The sequence below is a fragment of the Cytobacillus solani genome, assembly GCF_006704205.1.
Classification (GTDB): domain Bacteria; phylum Bacillota; class Bacilli; order Bacillales; family Cytobacillaceae; genus Cytobacillus; species Cytobacillus solani.
This window is the reverse complement of the sequence record NZ_CP041305.1, coordinates 1,687,579-1,708,025: the sequence shown is the minus strand read 5'-3', so window position 1 is coordinate 1,708,025 and position 20,447 is coordinate 1,687,579. Positions and strand designations below refer to the sequence as shown.

17 protein-coding genes are annotated in these 20,447 nt (G+C 32.3%); 10 read left to right on the top strand and 7 right to left on the bottom strand.

The window, feature by feature from the left end:
- The first annotated feature begins 324 nt into the window (after positions 1-324).
- The 6 genes from FI644_RS08730 to FI644_RS08705 all read left to right on the top strand — a co-directional run bounded on the left by FI644_RS08730 (position 325) and on the right by FI644_RS08705 (position 7,587).
- Positions 325-1,500, top strand: coding sequence for a DNA cytosine methyltransferase (locus FI644_RS08730; RefSeq protein WP_142108235.1), 1,176 nt, complete (start codon positions 325-327; stop codon positions 1,498-1,500).
- A 3-nt stretch (positions 1,501-1,503) separates the two neighbouring features.
- Complete coding sequence (locus FI644_RS08725; protein ID WP_142108234.1) at positions 1,504-3,642, top strand: ATP-binding protein; 2,139 nt, start codon at positions 1,504-1,506, stop codon at positions 3,640-3,642.
- On the top strand, positions 3,639-4,493 hold the full coding sequence (locus FI644_RS08720) for a hypothetical protein (protein ID WP_142108233.1): 855 nt from the start codon (positions 3,639-3,641) through the stop codon (positions 4,491-4,493). The genes FI644_RS08725 and FI644_RS08720 overlap by 4 nt, the downstream gene beginning before the upstream one ends.
- A 625-nt stretch (positions 4,494-5,118) precedes the next feature.
- On the top strand, positions 5,119-5,340 hold the full coding sequence (locus FI644_RS08715; RefSeq protein WP_056681785.1) for a hypothetical protein: 222 nt from the start codon (positions 5,119-5,121) through the stop codon (positions 5,338-5,340).
- A gap of 244 nt (positions 5,341-5,584) precedes the next feature.
- The gene (locus tag FI644_RS08710) at positions 5,585-6,346 is read left to right on the top strand and encodes a class I SAM-dependent methyltransferase (RefSeq protein ID WP_053477972.1); all 762 of its coding nucleotides are present in this window, start codon (positions 5,585-5,587) and stop codon (positions 6,344-6,346) included.
- Between the two features lie 404 nt (positions 6,347-6,750).
- Entirely contained in the window at positions 6,751-7,587 is an 837-nt protein-coding gene (locus FI644_RS08705) for an alpha/beta fold hydrolase (RefSeq protein WP_142108232.1), read from the top strand.
- A 767-nt stretch (positions 7,588-8,354) separates the two neighbouring features.
- Here the strand turns inward: FI644_RS08705 and FI644_RS08700 are convergent.
- Positions 8,355-9,626: an IS110 family RNA-guided transposase gene (locus FI644_RS08700; RefSeq protein ID WP_056681801.1), complete on the bottom strand. Its 1,272-nt coding sequence runs from the start codon at positions 9,624-9,626 to the stop codon at positions 8,355-8,357.
- A 245-nt stretch (positions 9,627-9,871) separates the two neighbouring features.
- Here FI644_RS08700 and FI644_RS08695 point away from each other — a divergent pair, with 245 nt between their 5' ends.
- Together FI644_RS08695 and FI644_RS08690 are read left to right on the top strand one after the other, a co-directional pair.
- On the top strand, positions 9,872-10,834 hold the full coding sequence (locus FI644_RS08695; RefSeq protein ID WP_142108231.1) for a helix-turn-helix transcriptional regulator: 963 nt from the start codon (positions 9,872-9,874) through the stop codon (positions 10,832-10,834).
- 75 nt (positions 10,835-10,909) lie between these two features.
- Entirely contained in the window at positions 10,910-11,542 is a 633-nt protein-coding gene (locus FI644_RS08690; protein WP_053477975.1) for a type 1 glutamine amidotransferase family protein, read from the top strand.
- 335 nt (positions 11,543-11,877) lie between these two features.
- Here FI644_RS08690 and FI644_RS08685 read toward each other — a convergent pair whose 3' ends face one another.
- The 6 genes from FI644_RS08685 to FI644_RS27475 form a co-directional block, all read right to left on the bottom strand.
- The gene (locus tag FI644_RS08685) at positions 11,878-13,350 is read right to left on the bottom strand and encodes a HAMP domain-containing sensor histidine kinase (protein ID WP_056681791.1); all 1,473 of its coding nucleotides are present in this window, start codon (positions 13,348-13,350) and stop codon (positions 11,878-11,880) included.
- Entirely contained in the window at positions 13,338-14,015 is a 678-nt protein-coding gene (locus FI644_RS08680; protein WP_142108230.1) for a response regulator transcription factor, read from the bottom strand. The genes FI644_RS08685 and FI644_RS08680 overlap by 13 nt, the downstream gene beginning before the upstream one ends.
- Positions 14,016-14,187: 172 nt before the next feature.
- Positions 14,188-14,970, bottom strand: a complete 783-nt coding sequence (locus tag FI644_RS08675) for an ABC transporter permease (RefSeq protein WP_053477978.1) — start codon at positions 14,968-14,970, stop codon at positions 14,188-14,190.
- A gap of 14 nt (positions 14,971-14,984) precedes the next feature.
- Positions 14,985-15,812 (bottom strand): ABC transporter permease, encoded by an 828-nt coding sequence (locus FI644_RS08670; protein WP_053477979.1) that lies wholly within the window; start codon positions 15,810-15,812, stop codon positions 14,985-14,987.
- Between the two features lie 73 nt (positions 15,813-15,885).
- Positions 15,886-16,611, bottom strand: coding sequence for an ABC transporter ATP-binding protein (locus FI644_RS08665; RefSeq protein ID WP_053477980.1), 726 nt, complete (start codon positions 16,609-16,611; stop codon positions 15,886-15,888).
- Between the two features lie 366 nt (positions 16,612-16,977).
- Positions 16,978-17,127 (bottom strand): hypothetical protein, encoded by a 150-nt coding sequence (locus tag FI644_RS27475; RefSeq protein ID WP_379999449.1) that lies wholly within the window; start codon positions 17,125-17,127, stop codon positions 16,978-16,980.
- Between the two features lie 1,262 nt (positions 17,128-18,389).
- On the opposite strand from FI644_RS27475, the gene ltrA reads away from it, so the two are divergent.
- Together ltrA and FI644_RS08650 are read left to right on the top strand one after the other, a co-directional pair.
- Positions 18,390-19,718, top strand: a complete 1,329-nt coding sequence (gene ltrA / locus FI644_RS08655) for a group II intron reverse transcriptase/maturase (RefSeq protein ID WP_142108229.1) — start codon at positions 18,390-18,392, stop codon at positions 19,716-19,718.
- Between the two features lie 178 nt (positions 19,719-19,896).
- Positions 19,897-20,430 (top strand): dihydrofolate reductase family protein, encoded by a 534-nt coding sequence (locus tag FI644_RS08650; RefSeq protein WP_053477981.1) that lies wholly within the window; start codon positions 19,897-19,899, stop codon positions 20,428-20,430.
- The last annotated feature ends 17 nt before the right edge of the window (positions 20,431-20,447 follow it).

Sequence of the window (20,447 nt, the reverse complement as noted above, 5' to 3'; positions counted from 1 at the left end):
GAATAAATTTAGAGATTACCCGAAGGCAGCAAGACATTATTCATCAATTTGTCCTAACATTTATTTAGATATTGTGGAATTAAAAGATGAAAAGTACAGTTGGAGTCCACTTTGTAGATAAATATTTTTAACAGTATTTCATGAAATACCTAGTTTTTAGCTAGTTGCTCTTTTTATATATAATTAAACTGTTTATTAGTGACTCAGTATTAATTTATCAAATAGAAATAATTCGGAGTCAAATATGCTAGAATAATTGGTTATGTGAATTTTGTCGGAAATTTGCTAAAATATTAGGTATTAGATTAAATTGGGGGCTTATAGATGATTAGGGTGGTTGATTTATTTTCAGGGGCAGGTGGTTTGACATTTGGCTTTAAAAATAGGATTGAAAATAATACTTTTATAGAGTCTAATGAGTTTGATATTTTATTTGCCAATGAAATTAATAAAAATGCATCTGATGCTTTCTTACTGAATTTTCCTGAAATTCCAATGTTGAATTGTAGCATAACAGATATAAATGAATCTTACTTACAAGAAAAGAATATTGATTATACTGATGTAGATCTAGTGATAGGGGGCCCACCGTGCCAGTCCTTTAGTACGGTTGGGAAGAGGCAATATGACGAGCGTGCAAAAATGTATCAAGAATATAGACGAGTGTTGACATTTGTACAACCAAAAGTCTTTCTATTTGAGAATGTTACAGGTCTATTGTCGATGAAGAATGATGAGAAACTTCCTGTTTTAGAAGATATAAAAAAATCATTTAGTGATTTTTCTGATTTCGGTATTGATTTATCTTATGAGATAAAAGATAGTGTCTTAAATGCTAAACATTTTGGTATTCCACAAAATAGAGAAAGAGTTTTCTTAATAGGGATTAGAAAAGATCTAGAGATTGTACATGATTGGCAGTTTCCTGCACCTGAAATTGATAATGAATTTTTAACTTTAGAGGATGCAATAGGAGATTTACCTTCTTTAGGGAATGGGGAGACTAAACATCTTTATGAAAATGCTCCGTATACTAATTATCAAAGATTGATGAGAAATCAATGTAATTATTTGATGAATCATGTTAATGGTACTAATGGAGAAAAGATGTTGACAATAATGCAGGCGGTTATACCTGGAGAAGGTCGTAACTATATTAATAGTTTAGTTGAATCAGGGGCGCTAGATCAAAAATACTATTTGACTTCTGGTTATGATAATACTTACGGGAAGTTATGGTGGGATAGACCAAGCTCAACAATTACAAATAATTTAACTACTCCCTCCTCGTTAAGATGTATACATCCAATACAAAATCGAGCTTTAACACCAAGAGAAGGGGCAAGGATACAGTCTTTTCCCGATACCTTTCAGTTTATTGGTGCTATAAAAAGTATTAATAGCCAGATTGGTAATGCTGTACCTCCGTTGTTAGCTATGGTCATAGCACAGCAGTTGAAAGATTTTTTTGATGAAAATTTCTTAATAGGTAGGGAGTAAAGTATGGAGAGTAATAGTAATGAAATATACTTTAATTTCTCTTTTTATGCCTTAAATCTTTTAGGGAAACAAATGTATACAAATAAATGGAGTGCCATTTCAGAGTTAGTTGCAAATGGTTTAGATGCAGGAGCAAAAACTGTCCGAATTTATATTAACTCTATTGACAAAAAAAACTCCACAATTGAAATTTTTGATGATGGTAGCGGTATGAGTTACTCTGATTTGCTTAATAAATATGCATTGATAGGTAGAAATAAAAGAGAAGCAGGCGAGAATTTATCAGATAAAGTGAAAGGAAGGAAAGGTGTAGGAAAGCTTGCTGGATTATATCTTTCTAAAAAGTACTATATTGTTACTAAAAAAGATGGAGTGGAATCTTCATGGGTTTTGGATTCAACAAATGTCAAAGCCTCAGATATTCCTAAATTGGATAAAATTAGGAATGAAGATGTAGCGATAGATAATGAATATATATGGAGCAACTATCAACATGGAACGCTTATTAAATTGACAAATGTAGATATGACAAATTTTGCTGAAAAAAAATTAGAAGGCTTAAAGAGTAGAATTGCGGACTACTATCTTTTAGATGATTTAGGAGCACAATTAGAAATTGCTTATGTAACTAAATTAGGTGAATCCATTGTGTATCAAACTGTAAAGAAAGAAGTTGCCTTTCATAATTTTTACGGATTTTTTGAGACTACTGAAGGTTTAAAGAGCTATGAGTTAAAGAAATCTATCCCAATTAAAACTCGTATTAATGAAGGTAACTTAACAGATTTAGAAATAGCAGCATTGAATGCAAAAGAAAGAGAAGTAGTTATTCTAACACCTGATAAAATATCTGAAAAACATAAGATAGCAGGTGAAAAGGAGTTTATAGGGGTAGATGGAGAAAGAGTTACAAGACCATATGAATTAAAAGGGTGGATAGGCATCCACGCAACAATCAAAAAGGATGAAGCTGACAAAAATGATACTAGGTTTATGAAGAACGGAGTTTATAACTCTAATAGACTCAAACTTTACATAAGGGATAAACTAGCTATCGACAATTTTTTAGAATTATTGGGGAGCACACAAGCATTTGCAAATTATATAGAAGGAGAAATTTCTTTTGATATACTAGATGATGACTTTTTACCTGATATTTCTAGTACCAATCGTGAAGGCTTGTTAATGGAAGATGAGAGGGTTAAGCTTCTTAGTGATATCGTTAGTCCTATAGTAGGTAGATTAATTAGAGAAAGACTAGCAATTTCAAATGTTGTAAAAGCAGATGCTGAGACTCTTTCACAAATGAAACTTGAAAAAGAAAGAAAAGCAAAAGAGGCTGAAAGAAAAGCAAAAGAAGAAGAACGACGTGCCAAAGAAGCTGAGACGGAGGCACGTATTCAAGCTGAAAAAAAATCAAAAAAATTAGATGAAGAAAATACGGGGCTGAAAGTAGAGAATAGTAGTTTAAAAAATCAAAATAATATGAAAGATATTTTATTGAGCGAAAGTGATCCTAAAAGACAAAAATTACTAGTTCATGAATTAACAATTATAAGTAATGATTTGATTTATACTGTTGAAGACTTAGCTAGTGATTTTTCAAATTCAAAAGAATGGATACGTATATTGCCGCATTTGAAAGATCTGAAAAAATATTCCGATAAGTTAGCGACTATTAAGCAGCAATTCTTGAGATTAAATAATTATGACATTATAGGTAAGCAAACAATAGATTTAAAAAGTTATGTTCGAAGTTATTTAGAGACTATCCGGTTATCCAGAGGGGAAATACAAATTAATATTGGAAGTACTCCATATATGTCTAAAGTCGAAATATTTGAATTAGGAGTATTGTTAGATAATTTAATAACTAATGCAGCAGAAAGAAATGCAAGCTTTATTAGAGTAGAATTCCATGATCAGACAAGTGAGTTACATTTTATTTCTGATACAGGTCCTATAGAAATTAAACCCGTAGATATGATGTTCGATTTAGGTGTCACAAGTAAGAAAAATGGTACAGGAATTGGAATGTTCCTAGTTAAAGAAATTTGTGAAGAGTTCGGATGGAATATTTCAGCAAGTTCTCATCAAAATATTGTAGATTTTGCAATTAAAGTAGAGGTGAAACCAAAATGAGGAGAATTGTGGAGGTCATTTGGTTAGAAGATAGACCAGGGGATCGAGGACATGAAAGAAGATTAAAATTCGTAAAATCGGCTATTGAGAATAAGGGATATGAAAGTCATATTGAACAAGTGAGCAATCTTGAAGAAGCTAAAGACATATTAACAAACAAGAATAGGCGAGTAGACTTTTTTATTTCTGACTATAATTTAGACGATAATGAAACAGGACTAGAATATCTAATTGAGGTTAGAAATCAAGGATTATTCAAACAATTTTTTGTTCTATATTCAAACAATGATTACGACCAAATTCGAGAAGATATAATTGCTAAGCTTAGAGAAACTAGGGTTCAATTATTTTCTAATTTCACGTTTATTTCATTGGCAAGTTCAGTTACAGTAGAACAAGATTTTGAGAGTGCGGTAAAAATAAGCCTTAGTCGTTGGGATGAATTGAATGCAATACGCGGTCTATATATGTGTGAACATGCTGAATTAGAGTGGTTATTAAGAGTGGAGCTTGATGCAGTTGGAGACGATAATAAATCGTATAAAGATTTATTTCACCGACTAAAAAACAAAACAACCCCATATTATAAAAGGGTACACGAGAAGATTTTTGAACAATGGGAGGTTGAAATTGATTTAAGAAATTTGTTAGCCCATACCTCGGAAGAATATGATACTAGTCGAGGTTTTTGTATTAAATCGACACTAAATGAGAGCTTTGTTATTTACGAAGATGAGTTAGATGAAAAAAGGGCTCATCTGAAAGAATTGAAAGAAAAGGTAATGTTTTTAATTGAAAGTCCTAATCGTTCGTATCCACCTTCTAATGTTCGGGAACCTGTTCGAAATTAGTTGTATGTTAGATTGTTAATTATAATAGGGAGCTGTTCCAAAAAATAAAATGTACTCTAATTTAAATTACATTTTGAAATATTGTTTAGGTGTTTGTGAAATAATCCACTTTAATTTATGAAGATAATAACTATAGGTATGTTTGCTGGCTTGACGGGGAAAATATACGTGTAAAGATTGTCATTGATGAATTCATGTATGCTGAGGTTGTTTTTAAAGGGTGATATTGAACAACAATCTAGAGAAACAATTAATGAGTTAATGAATTATGCTTCAGAAATAAAGTTATTTCATTAAAAGGTGTGATTCTTGAGCAACACCATCTGGGAATGATCAAACTTTTTTATAAAACTGAAACTTAAATCTGCTGGATAACAATTTATTTTGATCAATCTTTTTTTCAAAATGGATTCCTTTAATTTATAGTAAAATATAGGTTTTCGAAGTATTTTTAATCAAACTTTCTTTCAAACCAACAAAAATTGTTCACAAATAATAAAGTTGTTTAAAAAATATTAAAGTCGTTTAAAAAATAATAAAGTTGTTTAAATATGGAAGTTTAACATTCGTTTGCTTATAATTAAAATAAGCGAACGAATGTTTTTTTTATTTTGGGGGAGAGATTTTGAATACTATCGATTATAAGTTTTATTTGAATTATACAGACTATGATTCAATTACCGAAAGAAGGCAAGCAGCACTTCAAACATATCAAACAACAAAAGAAGATTTAATTCGCTGTGCTTATACTGTTGGACTTTCAGCGAATTTAGTTAAATTACTACCTGATGAAATAAAACTTCATAGAGGTACGTGTAGATTTGAAATAAAGTCATACCGTTTATAAAAAAGACGTACCATTTTAAAGAAAGTTATACCGTTTGAAATAAAGTTGCACCATTTATAGAAAAGCAATCGTTTTGGAAATATTTGCAATATTTAACTCCAAAGAGTATACTACTACTATATTTTATAGAAAGCGAGTGATTCATTATGATAGTCAGTTCTTTCCATACATCTAACAAATTTGAGGTGCGGAAGGATTAATAATCCAAATAAGTTCTTCCGCATATAAAATCGGAGGAATTGAATTGTTTAGTTATTATAGTAGTCTAAGTACGGAGCTTTATGATTTTACAAAACCTGTTGGCCATTCAGTACGTGGTGACATTGAATATTATCTAGAAAGATTAAGAGGTACTAAGGGGAAGATACTTGAAGCAGCAGTGGGTTCAGGTCGTTTTTTAATTCCTTTACTTGAGAATGGTTATACTGTTGACGGCATTGACTATTCACCCCAAATGTTAACTTCTTGCCGTGAACGTTGTAGAGAAAGGGGATTAAATCCTAATTTATATGAAGGTAACCTTTGTAATTTTTCATTACCTTCAAAATATGAAGCGATTGTCATACCTACAGGTTCTTTTTGTTTAATTGAGACATTGGAGAACGCTAAAGAAACTCTAAAATGTTTTTATAGTCATCTGATTACTGGGGGACGAGTAATAATCGACCTTGAAATACCAAATGGTTGGCGTACAGGAGAAATCTCAACTTCAACTTTTTCTTTATCTGAAGAGGAAGGTATTTTATTAGAAAACAAATCCGTTGAAATTAATTGGATTTCTCAATATACCTTATCTCACTTGAAATATGAAAAATGGAGAAAAGGTAAGTTAGTGGACACAGAATTACAAAAGTTTAAAATGCGTTGGTATGGACTTGAGGAATTCAAATTCATATTAGAAAGTATTGGTTTTTCTGAAATAACTTGCTCTGCTGAATATAATTACAAGAAACGACCGTTAAAAGAAACTCAACTGATTACATTTGAGGCTGTACGAAAAAAATAGTTGAGATGGTTAATATTTATTAAATATTACGGCATCGTGAATGCCTTCGAAAGAGTTGAGTGTGGATTTTACTCAGTTCTTTTATCTTAATAAACTAAGGGGAGCTTTAGTTTATTAAGAAATTATTAAACTTTTTTATAAAAATTCTAGCTGTACTCAAAACTGTAGAACCCATTTTGATCATTCTATTTTTCAAAATGGGTTCTTTTTATTTAACGTAAAAATAGTGTTTATGAGCTATTTTAAACCAAACTTTATTTCAAACCAACATTACATTCATAAGAAAATAGTAAAAATATCTTTTTTCCATTCGATATAATCTTAACTTCCATGGATGGATAGAGAAGGAATATATAGGTTTTAAAAGAATATTTAGTAATAGCTAAAAATATGGAGCTGATATTTTGAAAAGATATTTCGTCAATCATGGAGAAATGAAAGTATTTATTACGGAATGGGGTAATAAAGAAAAGCCAATTATATTTTGTCTCCATGGACTTAGTGGGACTGCCCTTACATTTATTGAAATTGCTGAAAAGTTAAAAGACGAATATAGATTTATTTCGATAGATGCACCAGGACATGGACAAACAACGTCATTCAAATCGCCAGACGAATACGAAATGCCTAATTTTATATCATGGTTAAATGAACTATTTAAAATTATTAACATTGATCAATTTTACTTCTTATCTCACTCTTGGGGAAGTTTTGTATCTTTATTTTACTTAGTGAACTATCCTGAAAAAATAAAAGGGACCATTCTTATTGATGGTGGTTACCAAACAAAAAGACTTAAAGGTCAAACGATGGATGATGATGCTGCAAGTTATGAAAAAGCATTTAATGAGTATGTTTTTGTTAATTGGGACGAATTCATCAATACTGAAAAGAAAGCTTATAAAAGATGGTCTCCTTTATTAGAAATTGCAGCAAAGGACCGTGCAGTAGAAAAGGATGGTATGATTTATTTAAATATAAAAGGCACAACAGCTAATAGTATAGTCAAAGCAATGCACAAACACGAAACTGAGGATATATACCAGTATCTTCCACTGTCAATTATATTATTAAGAGCTACGCTCCCTAATAGCTGGAATGGGTATAGAGAAAAGGTAGTTAGAACATTTATAGAAAAAACAAACGGGCTAGTAAAAGAAATTCCCAATGCTACTCACATGTTGCACTGGGATTCCCCCGAAATAGTTGTCGAAGAAATAAAAACAAATTGGTTAAATTAATAGAACTTAGAAGTTGATATGACGATAAGCCGGATTGCAATGATTTATTTTGTAATGGAATCGGACAATAATTACTTTGAAGATTATAATTACACAATTGAATAGAAATTAAAAACACAGGGTAGTTAAAAATCCTGTGTTTCTTTTCAATCAAGTTCGTGAAGAAATACACTTATACTTAGAGGGAGTTAGTGAAAATAGAAATTACTGTTTTCAGGTCGAGAATAATCTAATTTAAGTTATTCAATTAAACCAGCTAATAGATGCTCATTTGTTATTCAGTTAAAGGGCCAGATTGTTGAATAACGCGGTTGATGAGTTATACTAAAAATCGGAAATAGATTGTAAAGAATTATACTTAAACTCCCTCAGATAGATTCTGTTTTCTCTCAAATGCTCGCTTATTCGCAGGATTTCAAACCACTTTGTAAGAACAATAACGGATGATTGAAATAATTATAGATATTTGGGCTACATGAATGCATGCGGGAATAGAGGAGTAGAACAAATACCCCACTTATTTCCAGTATACTGCACGCTTACTCCACGCCGCCCCTGGAGGCTATCCCTCCCATGTCTCAACGGGTCTAAGCCCTTTCATTCCTTCGTCATGCCTATCCAAGGGGTGGAGGCCGGTTTTGCTAACGGAATGGGTCGCAATGCCCTTTTGTTTAAGTATTCCAGTACTCCGTGCTTTCTTTGAGATCCTACGAATAAGCCAATATTCAACAATTTTTATTAGTCGTGTTCAACTGAAGATAATTGGGTTATGCTGCTGGTATTAATGGGTATACTTTTTCTGGACAATAAGACTCGTTTCGCCGGGCCACTCCAACTAATAATCTTGCCAACTTACCAATAAGTTTCATTATTGACTTCATTTTCTTCATCTTTTTAACCTCAACATTATAAGAGTGAAGAGCTTTAAACTCAGGATTATTTGCCACAAGACTAAGTGTTGCTAGAAATAAATATCGCCTTAAACGAGACCTTCCTCGTTTAGAAATTACAATTTGTCCTTTCCATTTACCTGAGCTAGCCTCTACTAGATGTAGACCTGCATGACGTAATAGAGAATTACCATGTGCGAACTTACTGAGGTCGCCAGTTTCACCTAAAATGCCACCTAGGGTTACTTCAGTTAATCCTTTAATACCAAGTAATTTATCTGAAAAAGTAATGTTTTTAAGTACTTCACTTACTTCTTTTTCGACTGTTTCAAGTTGGATTGTGGCGAGATCAAATTCGTCGAGTAACATTTTTAGGTGTAGTTTATAAGCATCGTAGGCTTGAGTGGTACCTACAGAATTCTTAGATAGCTTAATCAATAATTGAGCTTTCTTCAAGCCAGGTTGTCGTTTCATTAATGATTTCCATCCATTTACTATATCTTTGACATCTAAGGAACGCAGTTCCTTTGGTGTTGGAAATAAGCGAAGAGTCGTAATGGCTCCTTTTCCTTTTACATCTTTAAAAACCTCCCGAAATTCAGGGAATACAACATCTACCCATCGGTTAATTTGATTCGCAGAGCTCACAAGACGTTTAACAATAACGTCTCGATTTGACATTAGTACTCTAAGTTCCTCAAATGCTTCCGAAGTTGGGCGAATAAAGGAGTAGTATCCATTCTTGACCATATCCGCAATCACAAGGGCATCCTTCTTATCACTTTTGGATTGGGTGTTATCACGATTTTCTTTGTTCCTTTTAACAAGATGAGGATTTACAGTTACTACATCCACACCTTGATCGTATAGCCATTTAGATAAGTTTAACCAGTAATGTCCAGTCGGTTCCATACCAACTATTTCGGTACTATAACCTTTTGAAATTTTTAACCTATTAATCCACTGAAATAAACTGTCGAACCCTTCTTCATTATTTTCAAAAGTAAGGGGTTCACCAATCACTATTCCACGAAAATTCACAGCTCGGGCAACATGCGTTTTTTGTGCAATATCTACCCCAACAACGAGATGTTTATCTGAAATTCTTTCTATTAGTTGATTTTGTTTGTCTTGCATTTTAAACTTCATATTAGAGCTTCCTCCTTAGAATGTGAGTTTTAGAGTGGTGTCTATACTCATATCTTACTGAGGGGCTCTATTTTTTTCAAAGTTGATAATTAACGTTCTACAGGAATGCTAACAAGACAGAATAGTTTAATTCAAGGAAATAAGTTAAATTTTAATGATAAATACTGTAAAATTTACTTATTACCAATTAAGGAAAAAATAAACTTATAAGATAGATAATAAATTCCATATAGAGGTGGATTCATATGCCTAAAATTGACAATATACTGGCAATTCTATGGATGCTTAGTTCAGGTGAAAAAATTACTGCAAAACAAATTTCAGAAAAGTTAGAGATGAATATAAGGACTGTGTATCGTTATATTGATACACTTTCAACAAGTGGTGTACCTATAATTTCAGACACAGGACATAACGGTGGATACACTTTATTGAACAATTTTATTGAAGCTCCTCTTTTTTTTGATTTTGAGGAGCAAACCTCACTATTTCACGCTGCTGTTTTTGCAGAAGAAGCCGGATATTATGGAGGTGAAGCACTAAATAGGGCTATTTCAAAGCTAAGCAAATATTCAAATCAAGAGCAGGAAACAAAGATAAACCAACATTTAACCAGTCTTGAAGTAATAAGTCGATTAAGTTCCCTCTCTATGGAACCTTTCTTGAAGGAGTTGGAGCAGGCCGTAGCTGATGGATACTCTACAAAAATTCTGTACCATAAAAGTGGCGAAGAGCAATCAAAGTATAGATTGGTTGATCCGTACAGAATTATTTATTGGAATAATAAGTGGTATGTGATTGGATTTTGTCATCTTAGGAATGATATTCGTAGTTTTAGAGTAGATCGAATTGAAAGTCTAATGCTAACCGAAAATAAGTTTAACCGGCCAGAAAATTTTTCAGCACGTGACTTTTTTATGAAAAACCTCCTTCCAACTATAGAAGATAAGGAAGGGATTATTCCTTTGGTTATTAATGGAAACGCAAGGGCGTTGGGTGATATTTGCCAACATTGGTTTTTAGGACATTATTTACAAGAACGGACATCAAATCAAGCAGTATTTCTTCTTGAAAAAAATATGATACATACATATGCACCTTATTTACTTTTACCGTACGGTAAATCTATTCAAGTTATTGAGCCAGTAAGTCTTAAGAAAAGACTTATTGAAGTTCTGTCGGAATTAATAAAATTTCATCAAGTATGATAACTTCCCTGACGTTAGCTGTCAGGGAAGTTATATTATAATAGGCTATATCAATTGTAATTGGAGTGTTAATGGATGCAAAGAAAAAAAGTTTATCTTTATGTATTTAATACAATGTCAGACTGGGAATATGGATATTTAATTGCTGAACTAAACTCAGGAAGATTTTTCAAAAAAGATTTAGCACCTTTAAAAGTAGTTACAGTAGGAGTTAATAAAGAAATTATTACTACGATGGGAGGTCTGAGCATAAAACCAGATATTTCCCTTGATGAATGTACTCTTGAGAGTAAAGATCTTTTAGTTTTACCTGGAGGGAATACTTGGAGAGAAGATATTCATCAACCTATCTTGAAAAAAACTGGCGAAGCTTTAAAGCTTGGGACTATTGTTGCTGCAATTTGTGGTGCAACTGAGGGACTAGCGAATATTGGATATCTAGATTCTAGAAAGCATACAAGCAATAACTTAGAGTACATTAAAATGGTCTGTCCTAATTATAAAGGCGAAGAATTTCATGAGATGGGACCTGTGGTATCTGGTGAGGATTTGGTCACTGCATCAGGAGTAGCTCCTCTGGAATTTGCGATGGAAGTACTGAAAAAATTAGATGTATTTGCACCAGATACATTACATTCATGGTATAACCTAAATAAGACTCATAAACCTGAATACTTCTTCCAGTTAATGAATTCAATAAATAGATGAGCGAAAAAAATTAACTTAGCAGTTTTAAATTAATTAAAATAATTACCATGCTTTAGACGATGTCAAAGCATGGTTTTTGTATATAACTTAAAAAGGTTTATGGAAGTAAAAAACTTACAAAGCACACCCTGACGTTGTTATTAATAGAACTGGTAACTAAATCTCTTTTTAATCTTATTGAACAACGGTGGGCTTTTTTTCTTTAGTAATAATGATGGAACGATCTTCAAGAATCGGGCGCGTTTGTTTAACAAAATAGGTAGAAAAAAAGAATCCTTTTTAATTAAAGTGATTGATCAAAATGGATTCTTTTTATTCGTTGTAAAATAGCCCATCTAAAAATATGAGGGAGATTGTATTTTAGTTTTATTCATTAAAGACGGCAAGAAAATCTCGATACTTGCACCGCCCGAACAATTGTTATAGGCTTTAATCTTTCCATTGTGTTTTTCTACAATAAGTTTACAAATGTAGAGACCAAGCCCGGAGCTACTGGTAGACTTAACCCCTTCATCTCCTTTATAATCTTTATTGAATATGTATTCAAGGTCCTTCTCATTAAACCCGGTTCCGGTGTCGGAAATTTTAAAACATATGCCATCTCCTTCTTTCTTTACTTCAAATTTTATTTCCCCATTATTAGTAAATTTAATGGAATTTGATATAATATTTTCAAATACTTCATTCATTCTTAGGGGATCAAAGCTGAATGTATCTTCTTTGTGAATAGATGATACGATTTCAAAAGCGATATTTTTCTTTGAACAAATTTGATCAAAGTTATCTTTTATTACCTTTGTAAACTTACATAAAGATACATCTTGAATAAACAATGAAAAGTTGGTTCTTTCCAAGTCCCAAATCTCGTTTAACTGATTAATCATTACCCGTATCCTATCAGCGTTAGTAACTACAACATCCATAGATTCTTTCTTTTGAGCACTCGTTAAATTTTGTCCATAATTAGATATTAATTCTAAATGGCCATTAAGAATGGTTACGGGCGTTTTAATATTATGTGTTAAAGAGAGAATCATGTCTTTACGTTGTTCTTCCATTGTCCATTGTTTTTTTAATGACTCTTGAAGAGTTTCTCTCATCTCTTCAAACGATTTTAGTACTTGTCCTATTTCATTGTTGTAGGAGGTATTGATTACAAAATCTAATCGACCTTGTTTAATTGTTTCACTAGCATTAATTAATTCTTTTAAAGGCTTATTAATGCTCCTAGCCAACAATAAAGAAAAGATAAATGCCGTAATAAAAGGGCAAAGTATCAATATAGGGATAAATACAAAAAGATTAAAAAAAGCTGAATAGCTTGTTTTATTAATCATTTTATTAATGAGCTTTGAGTTTAGAAACAACGTATCTTTATACTCTAAAATAAAGGCCCCATCTATACTTTTACTATGTAATGGTATATAAGAAATTATACGGTTTTCGTCTGTTGCTACATTAACCTCCTCTGTAGGACGATTTTGTATAATATTAGATAGTTCAGTAGGTATGGAATTAGACGAGGAGGTGTAAGGTATATTATCGTCGGTTATAAAAAGCCAATAATCAAAATCGTCTGGTATCCTGCGTTTCAGTTCCTTTTGGTAGTTCTGATCCAAGGCATTCTCAGTATTTAATTTAACATAATCCTTTATTTCGTTGACTTGTTTGAGATCTTCAAATAAGAAAATACAAATTGAGACAATTATGATACTTAGGAAAGCAGCTATTAAAGCACTTAATATGAAAAACAAAAGAAACTGCGTTTTTAATTTTAAATTTCTATTTAGGTATTTCAATCTTCCCATTTATATCCGACCCCCCATACTGTTTTTATATAACAGTTATCAAAGGATGTATTCGTGGAAATTTTAGAACGAATTCTTCTGATATGCTCAGTGATAGTAGTAATATCACTATCGCTCGTATATCCCCATATTAATTCGAATATTTTCTCTTTGGAAAACACTTGCCCTGGATGAGTAGATAGAAGTTCTATAATTTCATATTCCTTTTTAGTAACGTCAATTAGTTGTTCGTTTATCTTAATACTCTTCGCTGAAATATCAACTTCGACTTCCCCTGATTTAATGAATGTTCTCTCATATTTTCGATCTAATTGATTGATATGTACTTTTACTCTGAGTATTAGTTCTTTCAAAGAAAAAGGTTTGACGATATAATCAACCCCTCCTACTAGGAAACCCTTAACCCTTTCTTGCTCAAGACCTTTTGCTGTTAAAAAAATAACCGGGCAAGAGTTAACTTGTTTTATCTTTTCACAAACTGTGAAACCATCTATGTCAGGAAGTCCAACATCTAATAATATGATATCAAACTCTTTCTTTATTTTTCGTAAAGCTTCTTTTCCGTTCAAAGCGTGGTCTACAATATATCCCTCTACTTCTAGAGCAGGTTTTAAAAACGAAATGATCTCTTCGTTATCATCTACAATAAGTATTTGTTCCCCCAATTTAATATTTCCTCCCTTTTCTATTTACGGATGGGACATCTTAATTAATAAAAGGATCTGGTTTGATTTTCCCAAGCTTACTTTACATCAATGCCTGATTGATTATTCTAAAAAAGCGCGTTTGCCATTATGAACGCGCTGAGGGTTTATAAAGTGGTTGAGATAAGGCACTCTATGCAATACTACCAATTCTTTTATTCCACATCCATAAAGCTACGCCAAATATTGAAAAGGAAACTAGTATAAATATTAACATATTTAAAAGTTCATATGTTCCTCCTAAAATAGAGTAAGCAACATCCGGTGTATTAAATAGAATATTTTGTAAAGGTAGGGATATATACATACCACCAATCATTAATGTTATGCTTCCAAAGAAGGCTATTATTGTTTTTTTGAAAGCAATACTTAAAAATGAAATTATAGAGAGAACAGCTAGATGCACTATTAAAATAATTAAATAGAATTTTAAATTATAAACCATAGAATCAAAAGGGTTTAGGTTTTCATTGATATTGTAATAACTTGTAAATTTCACATGAGGCAGGAATAGGTTTCCTATCAGGAAGTTAATAAGAAATACGCACAAGAGCATACTGAAATATGTCAGCATTAAAACAATCCACTTGCCAACTAAAAGTTTCCACTTTTTAAACGGCCTAAGTAGAATCATTTTGTACCCGCCAGAATCAATTTCGGAACTTAAAGATTCGCTAAAAAATAATGGTAAAATAATAAAAAGAAATAAAAAGTTATATTCGAGCATTTGAGTTACTGGGTAATTAAGATTGTTTAATGAGTAATTTACTCCATTAACTATATAATAGTCTATACCCCATCGTTGTTGAAAAAAGTAGAAGATCAATACCGGAAATAAACCAGTAATTAGGAATATAATCTTTGTGCTTTTTTTAGAGAATATTCTCCCGAATTCTGATAAAATAATTCTCAACATAAAATAGTCCTCCTTTATTCTAAATAATTTTTATTTGTAAAAGCTAAATATGATAAAGATTTGAAAATTAAATAAATGATAATCATGCTATACAAAAAAACATCTGTAAATCCAGCAGCAAAATATGCTGCTCCTTTTGCTTGGACAAACACAAGAGATATTGAATTATATTTTAGTACCATCGGGTCACTAATTGGATAGTCTTTTAATAAGAAAGATACGTAAGAAATATAAATAAAATTAAGAAATACAAATCCCAAACTTAGCCCTAAAACACCGGCTACTGATTTGCATTTAATTGATAAAACTTCAATAATACTTCCAAAAGTTAAAAGACTCAAATATGCTAAAAAGTAGTATCTAATGGAAAAAAATACGACATCACTTATGGTGTATAGTCCTTCTTTAAAATACAAAGGTGAAGAACTTGTTTTAGGAAGAATTATTAAAGCAATAAGTAAAGAAATTATAAGGTGAATTAAAATTGTTAAAAGGATATTAAGATTCATTACTAAGGATTTTGCTATATATAATTTTCGTATCGAAATCCCTCTCATGAATGTCATTCTTAAATTACCTTTTCTATATTCTTCATGGAAGCTTAAAATACAAAACGTTATTATAATTGCATTAAAGGCGGTTAAAAGCATTTCTTGTAAACTAGTTATGTGAAAGTTAAGACTTGAACTGAATACAATATCTGTCATTTCTGCTGCTTTGTTAGATTGTAATGCGAATTTCAGTGATAAAAAATTAACTATAAGTATTGCAATAAGACAAACAATGTTTATCTTTTTAAACCAGAACTTTTCAAATTCATATATAATTAATGATTTAAACATTAAAACCTTCCTTTGTTTCATATTTATTAAAGGTTTCCGGGACTTTTCAATTTATTGTTCGATAAAAGGGGAATTATTCCATAAAGTCTAAAAAAACTTCTTCCAAGTCTTTTTCTTTATCAATTACTAAGCTATTAGCATCCCCAATCCATTTAATACACCCTTCTTTAATAAATATATATTTATTACAAATCTTTTGAAGCTCATCAAGAAGGTGACTAGAGATAAAAAAGGTAATATCAAATTCTTTTGCAAGACTGAGTATTAATTCACGTAAGTCTTTCATGCCAATGGGGTCAAGCCCATTAGAAGGTTCGTCTAAAATAACAATGGACGGATTGTTAAGTAGCGACTGTGCAATACCTAGTCTTTGTTTCATTCCTAAAGAGTAATTTTTTACCAGATCGTTGCCCCTGTCTTTTAGTCCAACAAGTTCTAATACTTCTTCAACCTTTTTTAACTGTTCTTTACGGTCCATTCCAATATTTAATCTAGCAAGATTTCTAAGATTTTTTCTTCCAGTTATATATTCAAAAAATACTGGGACTTCTATTATTGCTCCAACTTCAAACAGCGCTTTTTCTCTATCCCTTTGGACATTAATCCCATTTATAAAAATTTCTCCTTCACTGGGCTTTATTAGTCCAGTGGCCATTTTCATAAGTGTAGTTTTACCGGCTCCATTTGGACCAATAAATCCACATATATCTCCTTTCATAACATTAAAAGTCATATTTTGAATAACCTTTCGTTTGTTTAAAGTTTTACTTACATTTTGAACTTCTATCATGCTCTTCATTTTAAATCCCTCTTTTTCTTAAAAGATTAAATCCCTCGTATAACTATAAAAACATATAGTTATCAACTTTTTAACAACTATGATAAAAATCTTTTAAACGATGTACTTAAAATGGTTTTTCTCCCATTTTAGGAAAGTATGCTCATTGATTTACCAGATTGGTCGGTTTCAAAACAAAATAGTAAAATGATCTTCGGTTAATATCGAAATTACCTTATCGTTGTAATCGCAAATTGGATAGTACCGTTGCTTTGACTTTTGGAGTAATCTTATAAGTATCATTGTTGTCTAGTAAGAAGTACTTTCTGTTCCATTTCTCCCGTAAGATTGGGAAAAAACATAAACAAGCATAGAGAATAATAACCTTTATACCTTTATCCCATAAAAATGAGATGTACAATACGCTCTGCCGCCAGCATCCTTTATTTGTTTAAAAGTTGCGTATTCACCAGGTTCTAATAGCATTGTATTTATCCCTCTATACGGCTTTTGAGTCAACCAATTAACTGCATTCACATTAATCTCCAAGGGATCACTCCGGCTTCTAATTTTTCAATAATCTTCTGAGTAACGATTTCATATACGTTCATTTTTTTGCTCTTTTTTCTCTAAAATTTGTTGTTTTTTGAATGCTTTTTTTCTCTTTTTTTATTTTTTCTCCTTCTATTTGCATTCCGAATAGCAGGAGTTTCCAAAGGGGATTATTTTGCCCGATTGACTCGTTTCTTAGCTTGGAATCGGTTGGGTTCGGGGTCCCGACCGATTGGAAGCTTAGAAACGCTGCGTGATGATACGATCCGGAATGCAAATGGGCGAAAAGGAGAAAACAAATAAAAAAAACGGTGGGAACCGGCTATCCTTTTTTGCTCTTAGATTTTTGTCTTTATTCTTTTGAGGATTTTCGGCTCGTTCGGTATGGCCGTAAGGTAAATGGAACAGGAACTTACCAGGTGTAGCTATTCCTACAGCTGGTTGTTATCGGGGCATTTAATACCGAAGCGACACTTACAGCATCCTGGATAGCGTTATTTGCTGTCCTGGATGCTGTTGTGCTGCCGCCCGAATAATGAGGTTGTGTTTTGAAAGGGCCTTAAAGCTCCTTCGCTATCTAAGAAGTAAGTGTCAGAGATAATAAAGTTGTTTAATTTACAATAAAGTCATTTAAAAAATAATTATGTTGTTAAAAGATGTAAGTCACTCTATTCCACAAAAGAATAACTCTTTATAGAAAAGTGGAGATTGTGAAGAGCTGTACTTAAGCTAACGTCGCAGGTGTGCGGCCGAGCCTAGGTCGTATCATATAGCGGGTGGGATTCCCGTCGAGCAAGAACTAGCCATTCACTCGTAGCGAGTCTTGGAGGGCTAAAGGTAACTTTAGTCTTTAAGCGTAGACAGTTAGGTAACGGGCCGAAAGCCAAATGGTTGAAGGGATTGAGCCCCATAAAGTTAGTAAATCGAGAGGGCTGATGCTTTACCTGCAGCAGAAAGCAATATTTCATTGTTCGCAATGGCAAGAATAATGAAACCTCTCTGGGGTCAGAGACCTTGGCACGTTACACATGGATATGATGCGGCAACTCGGGAGACCCTACCGGTCTCTTCTTTTAGAAAAGTATGGTGTACAAGCGATAATAAGTTAGGAAGCCAAACGCTTGGTAGGGAGTCGGATAGCAGCGTAGTACCAATGAAGTTGGGTAATGCCGATGGAGGAAAGGCTAGCTACCAGTTATCACCCTTACTAGGGACACATTTACTACACACAGAGGTAGGTATAATAAATGGAAACAAAACTACTAAGGATAGCAGAATTAGCAAAATCTGATCCTAAAATGAAATTTACATCTCTTGCACATTTATTAAATGAGCAATCACTAATTCAATGTCATCATGAGTTACCAAACAAAAAGGCAACTGGGGTTAATGGTACAACTAAAGAGCAATACAATGAAAATCTAAAAGAAAACATAGAAGACTTAGTTAATAGGCTTAAATGCAAAAGTTATCGCCCTGTTCCAGTAAGGAGAATGTATATTCCAAAGCTCAATTCAAACAAGAAAAGACCATTGGGAATACCGGAACATGAAGATAAGATTGTACAAAGAGGCATTACGAAAATATTAAATACCATCTATGAAAATGATTTTCTAGACTGCTCATTTGGATTCCGTCCAAATCGTAACTGTCACGATGCTTTGAAAATACTGAACCACTATATTGAAAAGAGGTCAGTAAATTATGTAGTAGATGTAGATATTAAAGGATTCTTTGACAACGTTGACCACACATGGATGATGGAGTTCTTAAAACTGAGAATCGCTGACCCTAACTTACTTAGAATTATTGGTAGGTTTCTTAAAGGTGGATATATGGAGGAAGGAAAGAAATACAAGACAGATAATGGCACACCGCAAGGTGGAGTGATTTCTCCAGTATTAGCCAATGTATATCTCCACTATGTCCTCGACCTTTGGTTCGAGAAAAGGGTTAGAAAACAGTGTAAAGGACAAGCATTCATAGTGAGATATGCAGATGATTTTGTTTGTTGTTTTCAATCTAAAAGTGAAGCTCAACAATTCTTCCAATCATTAAAAATGAGATTAAAGAAATTTAACTTAGAAATAGCTGAGGATAAAACCAAAATTATTCCCTTTGGAAGGTTTGCGGAGAAAGATGCAAAACAAAAGGGAAATAGTAAACCTACAACCTTTGATTTCCTTGGTTTTACACACTATTGTGGGAAAAGTAAACAAGGAAACTTTCGAGTGAAACGGAAATCAAGCAGGAAGAAAGTCCAAGGCAAACTTAAAGAATCTAAAGAATGGTTGAAGATTAATAGAAATAAAAATATTCATATAATTATTGATAGATTTAGACGCTCTCTTGTAGGTTATTACAATTATTATTGCATAACGGATAATACCCAAAGTGTAAATAAATTCAGAGACAAAATCGGATACTTACTGTTTAAATGGCTCAATAGAAGAAGTCAAAGGAAATCATTTACTTGGGATAAATTCAGACTCTTTCTTAATAAATACCCATTACCTTATGCAAGAATTAAGGTTAACATATATGACTTAAGAAAAGAAACTAGCTACATTATGTGAATGATAATTAGGAGGAGCCGTGTGCGTTAATTGCGCAAGCACGGTTCTGTGAGGGGGGAGGAATACAATCTACCGAGAGGTAGAGAGGTTCCCTTCTACTCGACTAGTTGAATAAGGAAAAATTATTGTTATACTATATAAGAACGTATGTTCAGTAATTATTTACAGGGGGATATTTATGAGTGAAAAACGTGATTTGGTACTGTTTATTGCTATGAGTTTAGATGGTTACATAGCTACGAAAGATGAGTCTTTAGAATGGTTATTTAATGTTGAAGGTGAAGGTGATAATGGATATTCAGATTTTTATGAGACAGTGGACACAGTTTTAATGGGCAAAAAAACTTATGATTGGATGACAAGACACGTACCAGGGGAATTCCCATATAAAAATAAAAAATGTTATGTTTTTACAAGGTCTTCAATTGAAGATACTGAAGATGTCAAATTTATTAATGATGATATAGTTCGTTTTACAAATAAATTGAAAAATCAAGAAGGAAGAAACATTTGGCTTGTTGGTGGAGGAGAATTGTTACAATCTTTTGTGGAAAAAAAATTAGTTGATGAAATTATTTTAACAGTTGCCCCAACTATAATTGGAAAAGGAATTCCGTTATTTAAAGAGGGGGATTATCAATTAGACCTTACATTGAAAGGAACCAAAAAATACAATCAATTTGTAGAACTACATTATGGAGTTAAACATTAAAAATATGTTGTTTACGT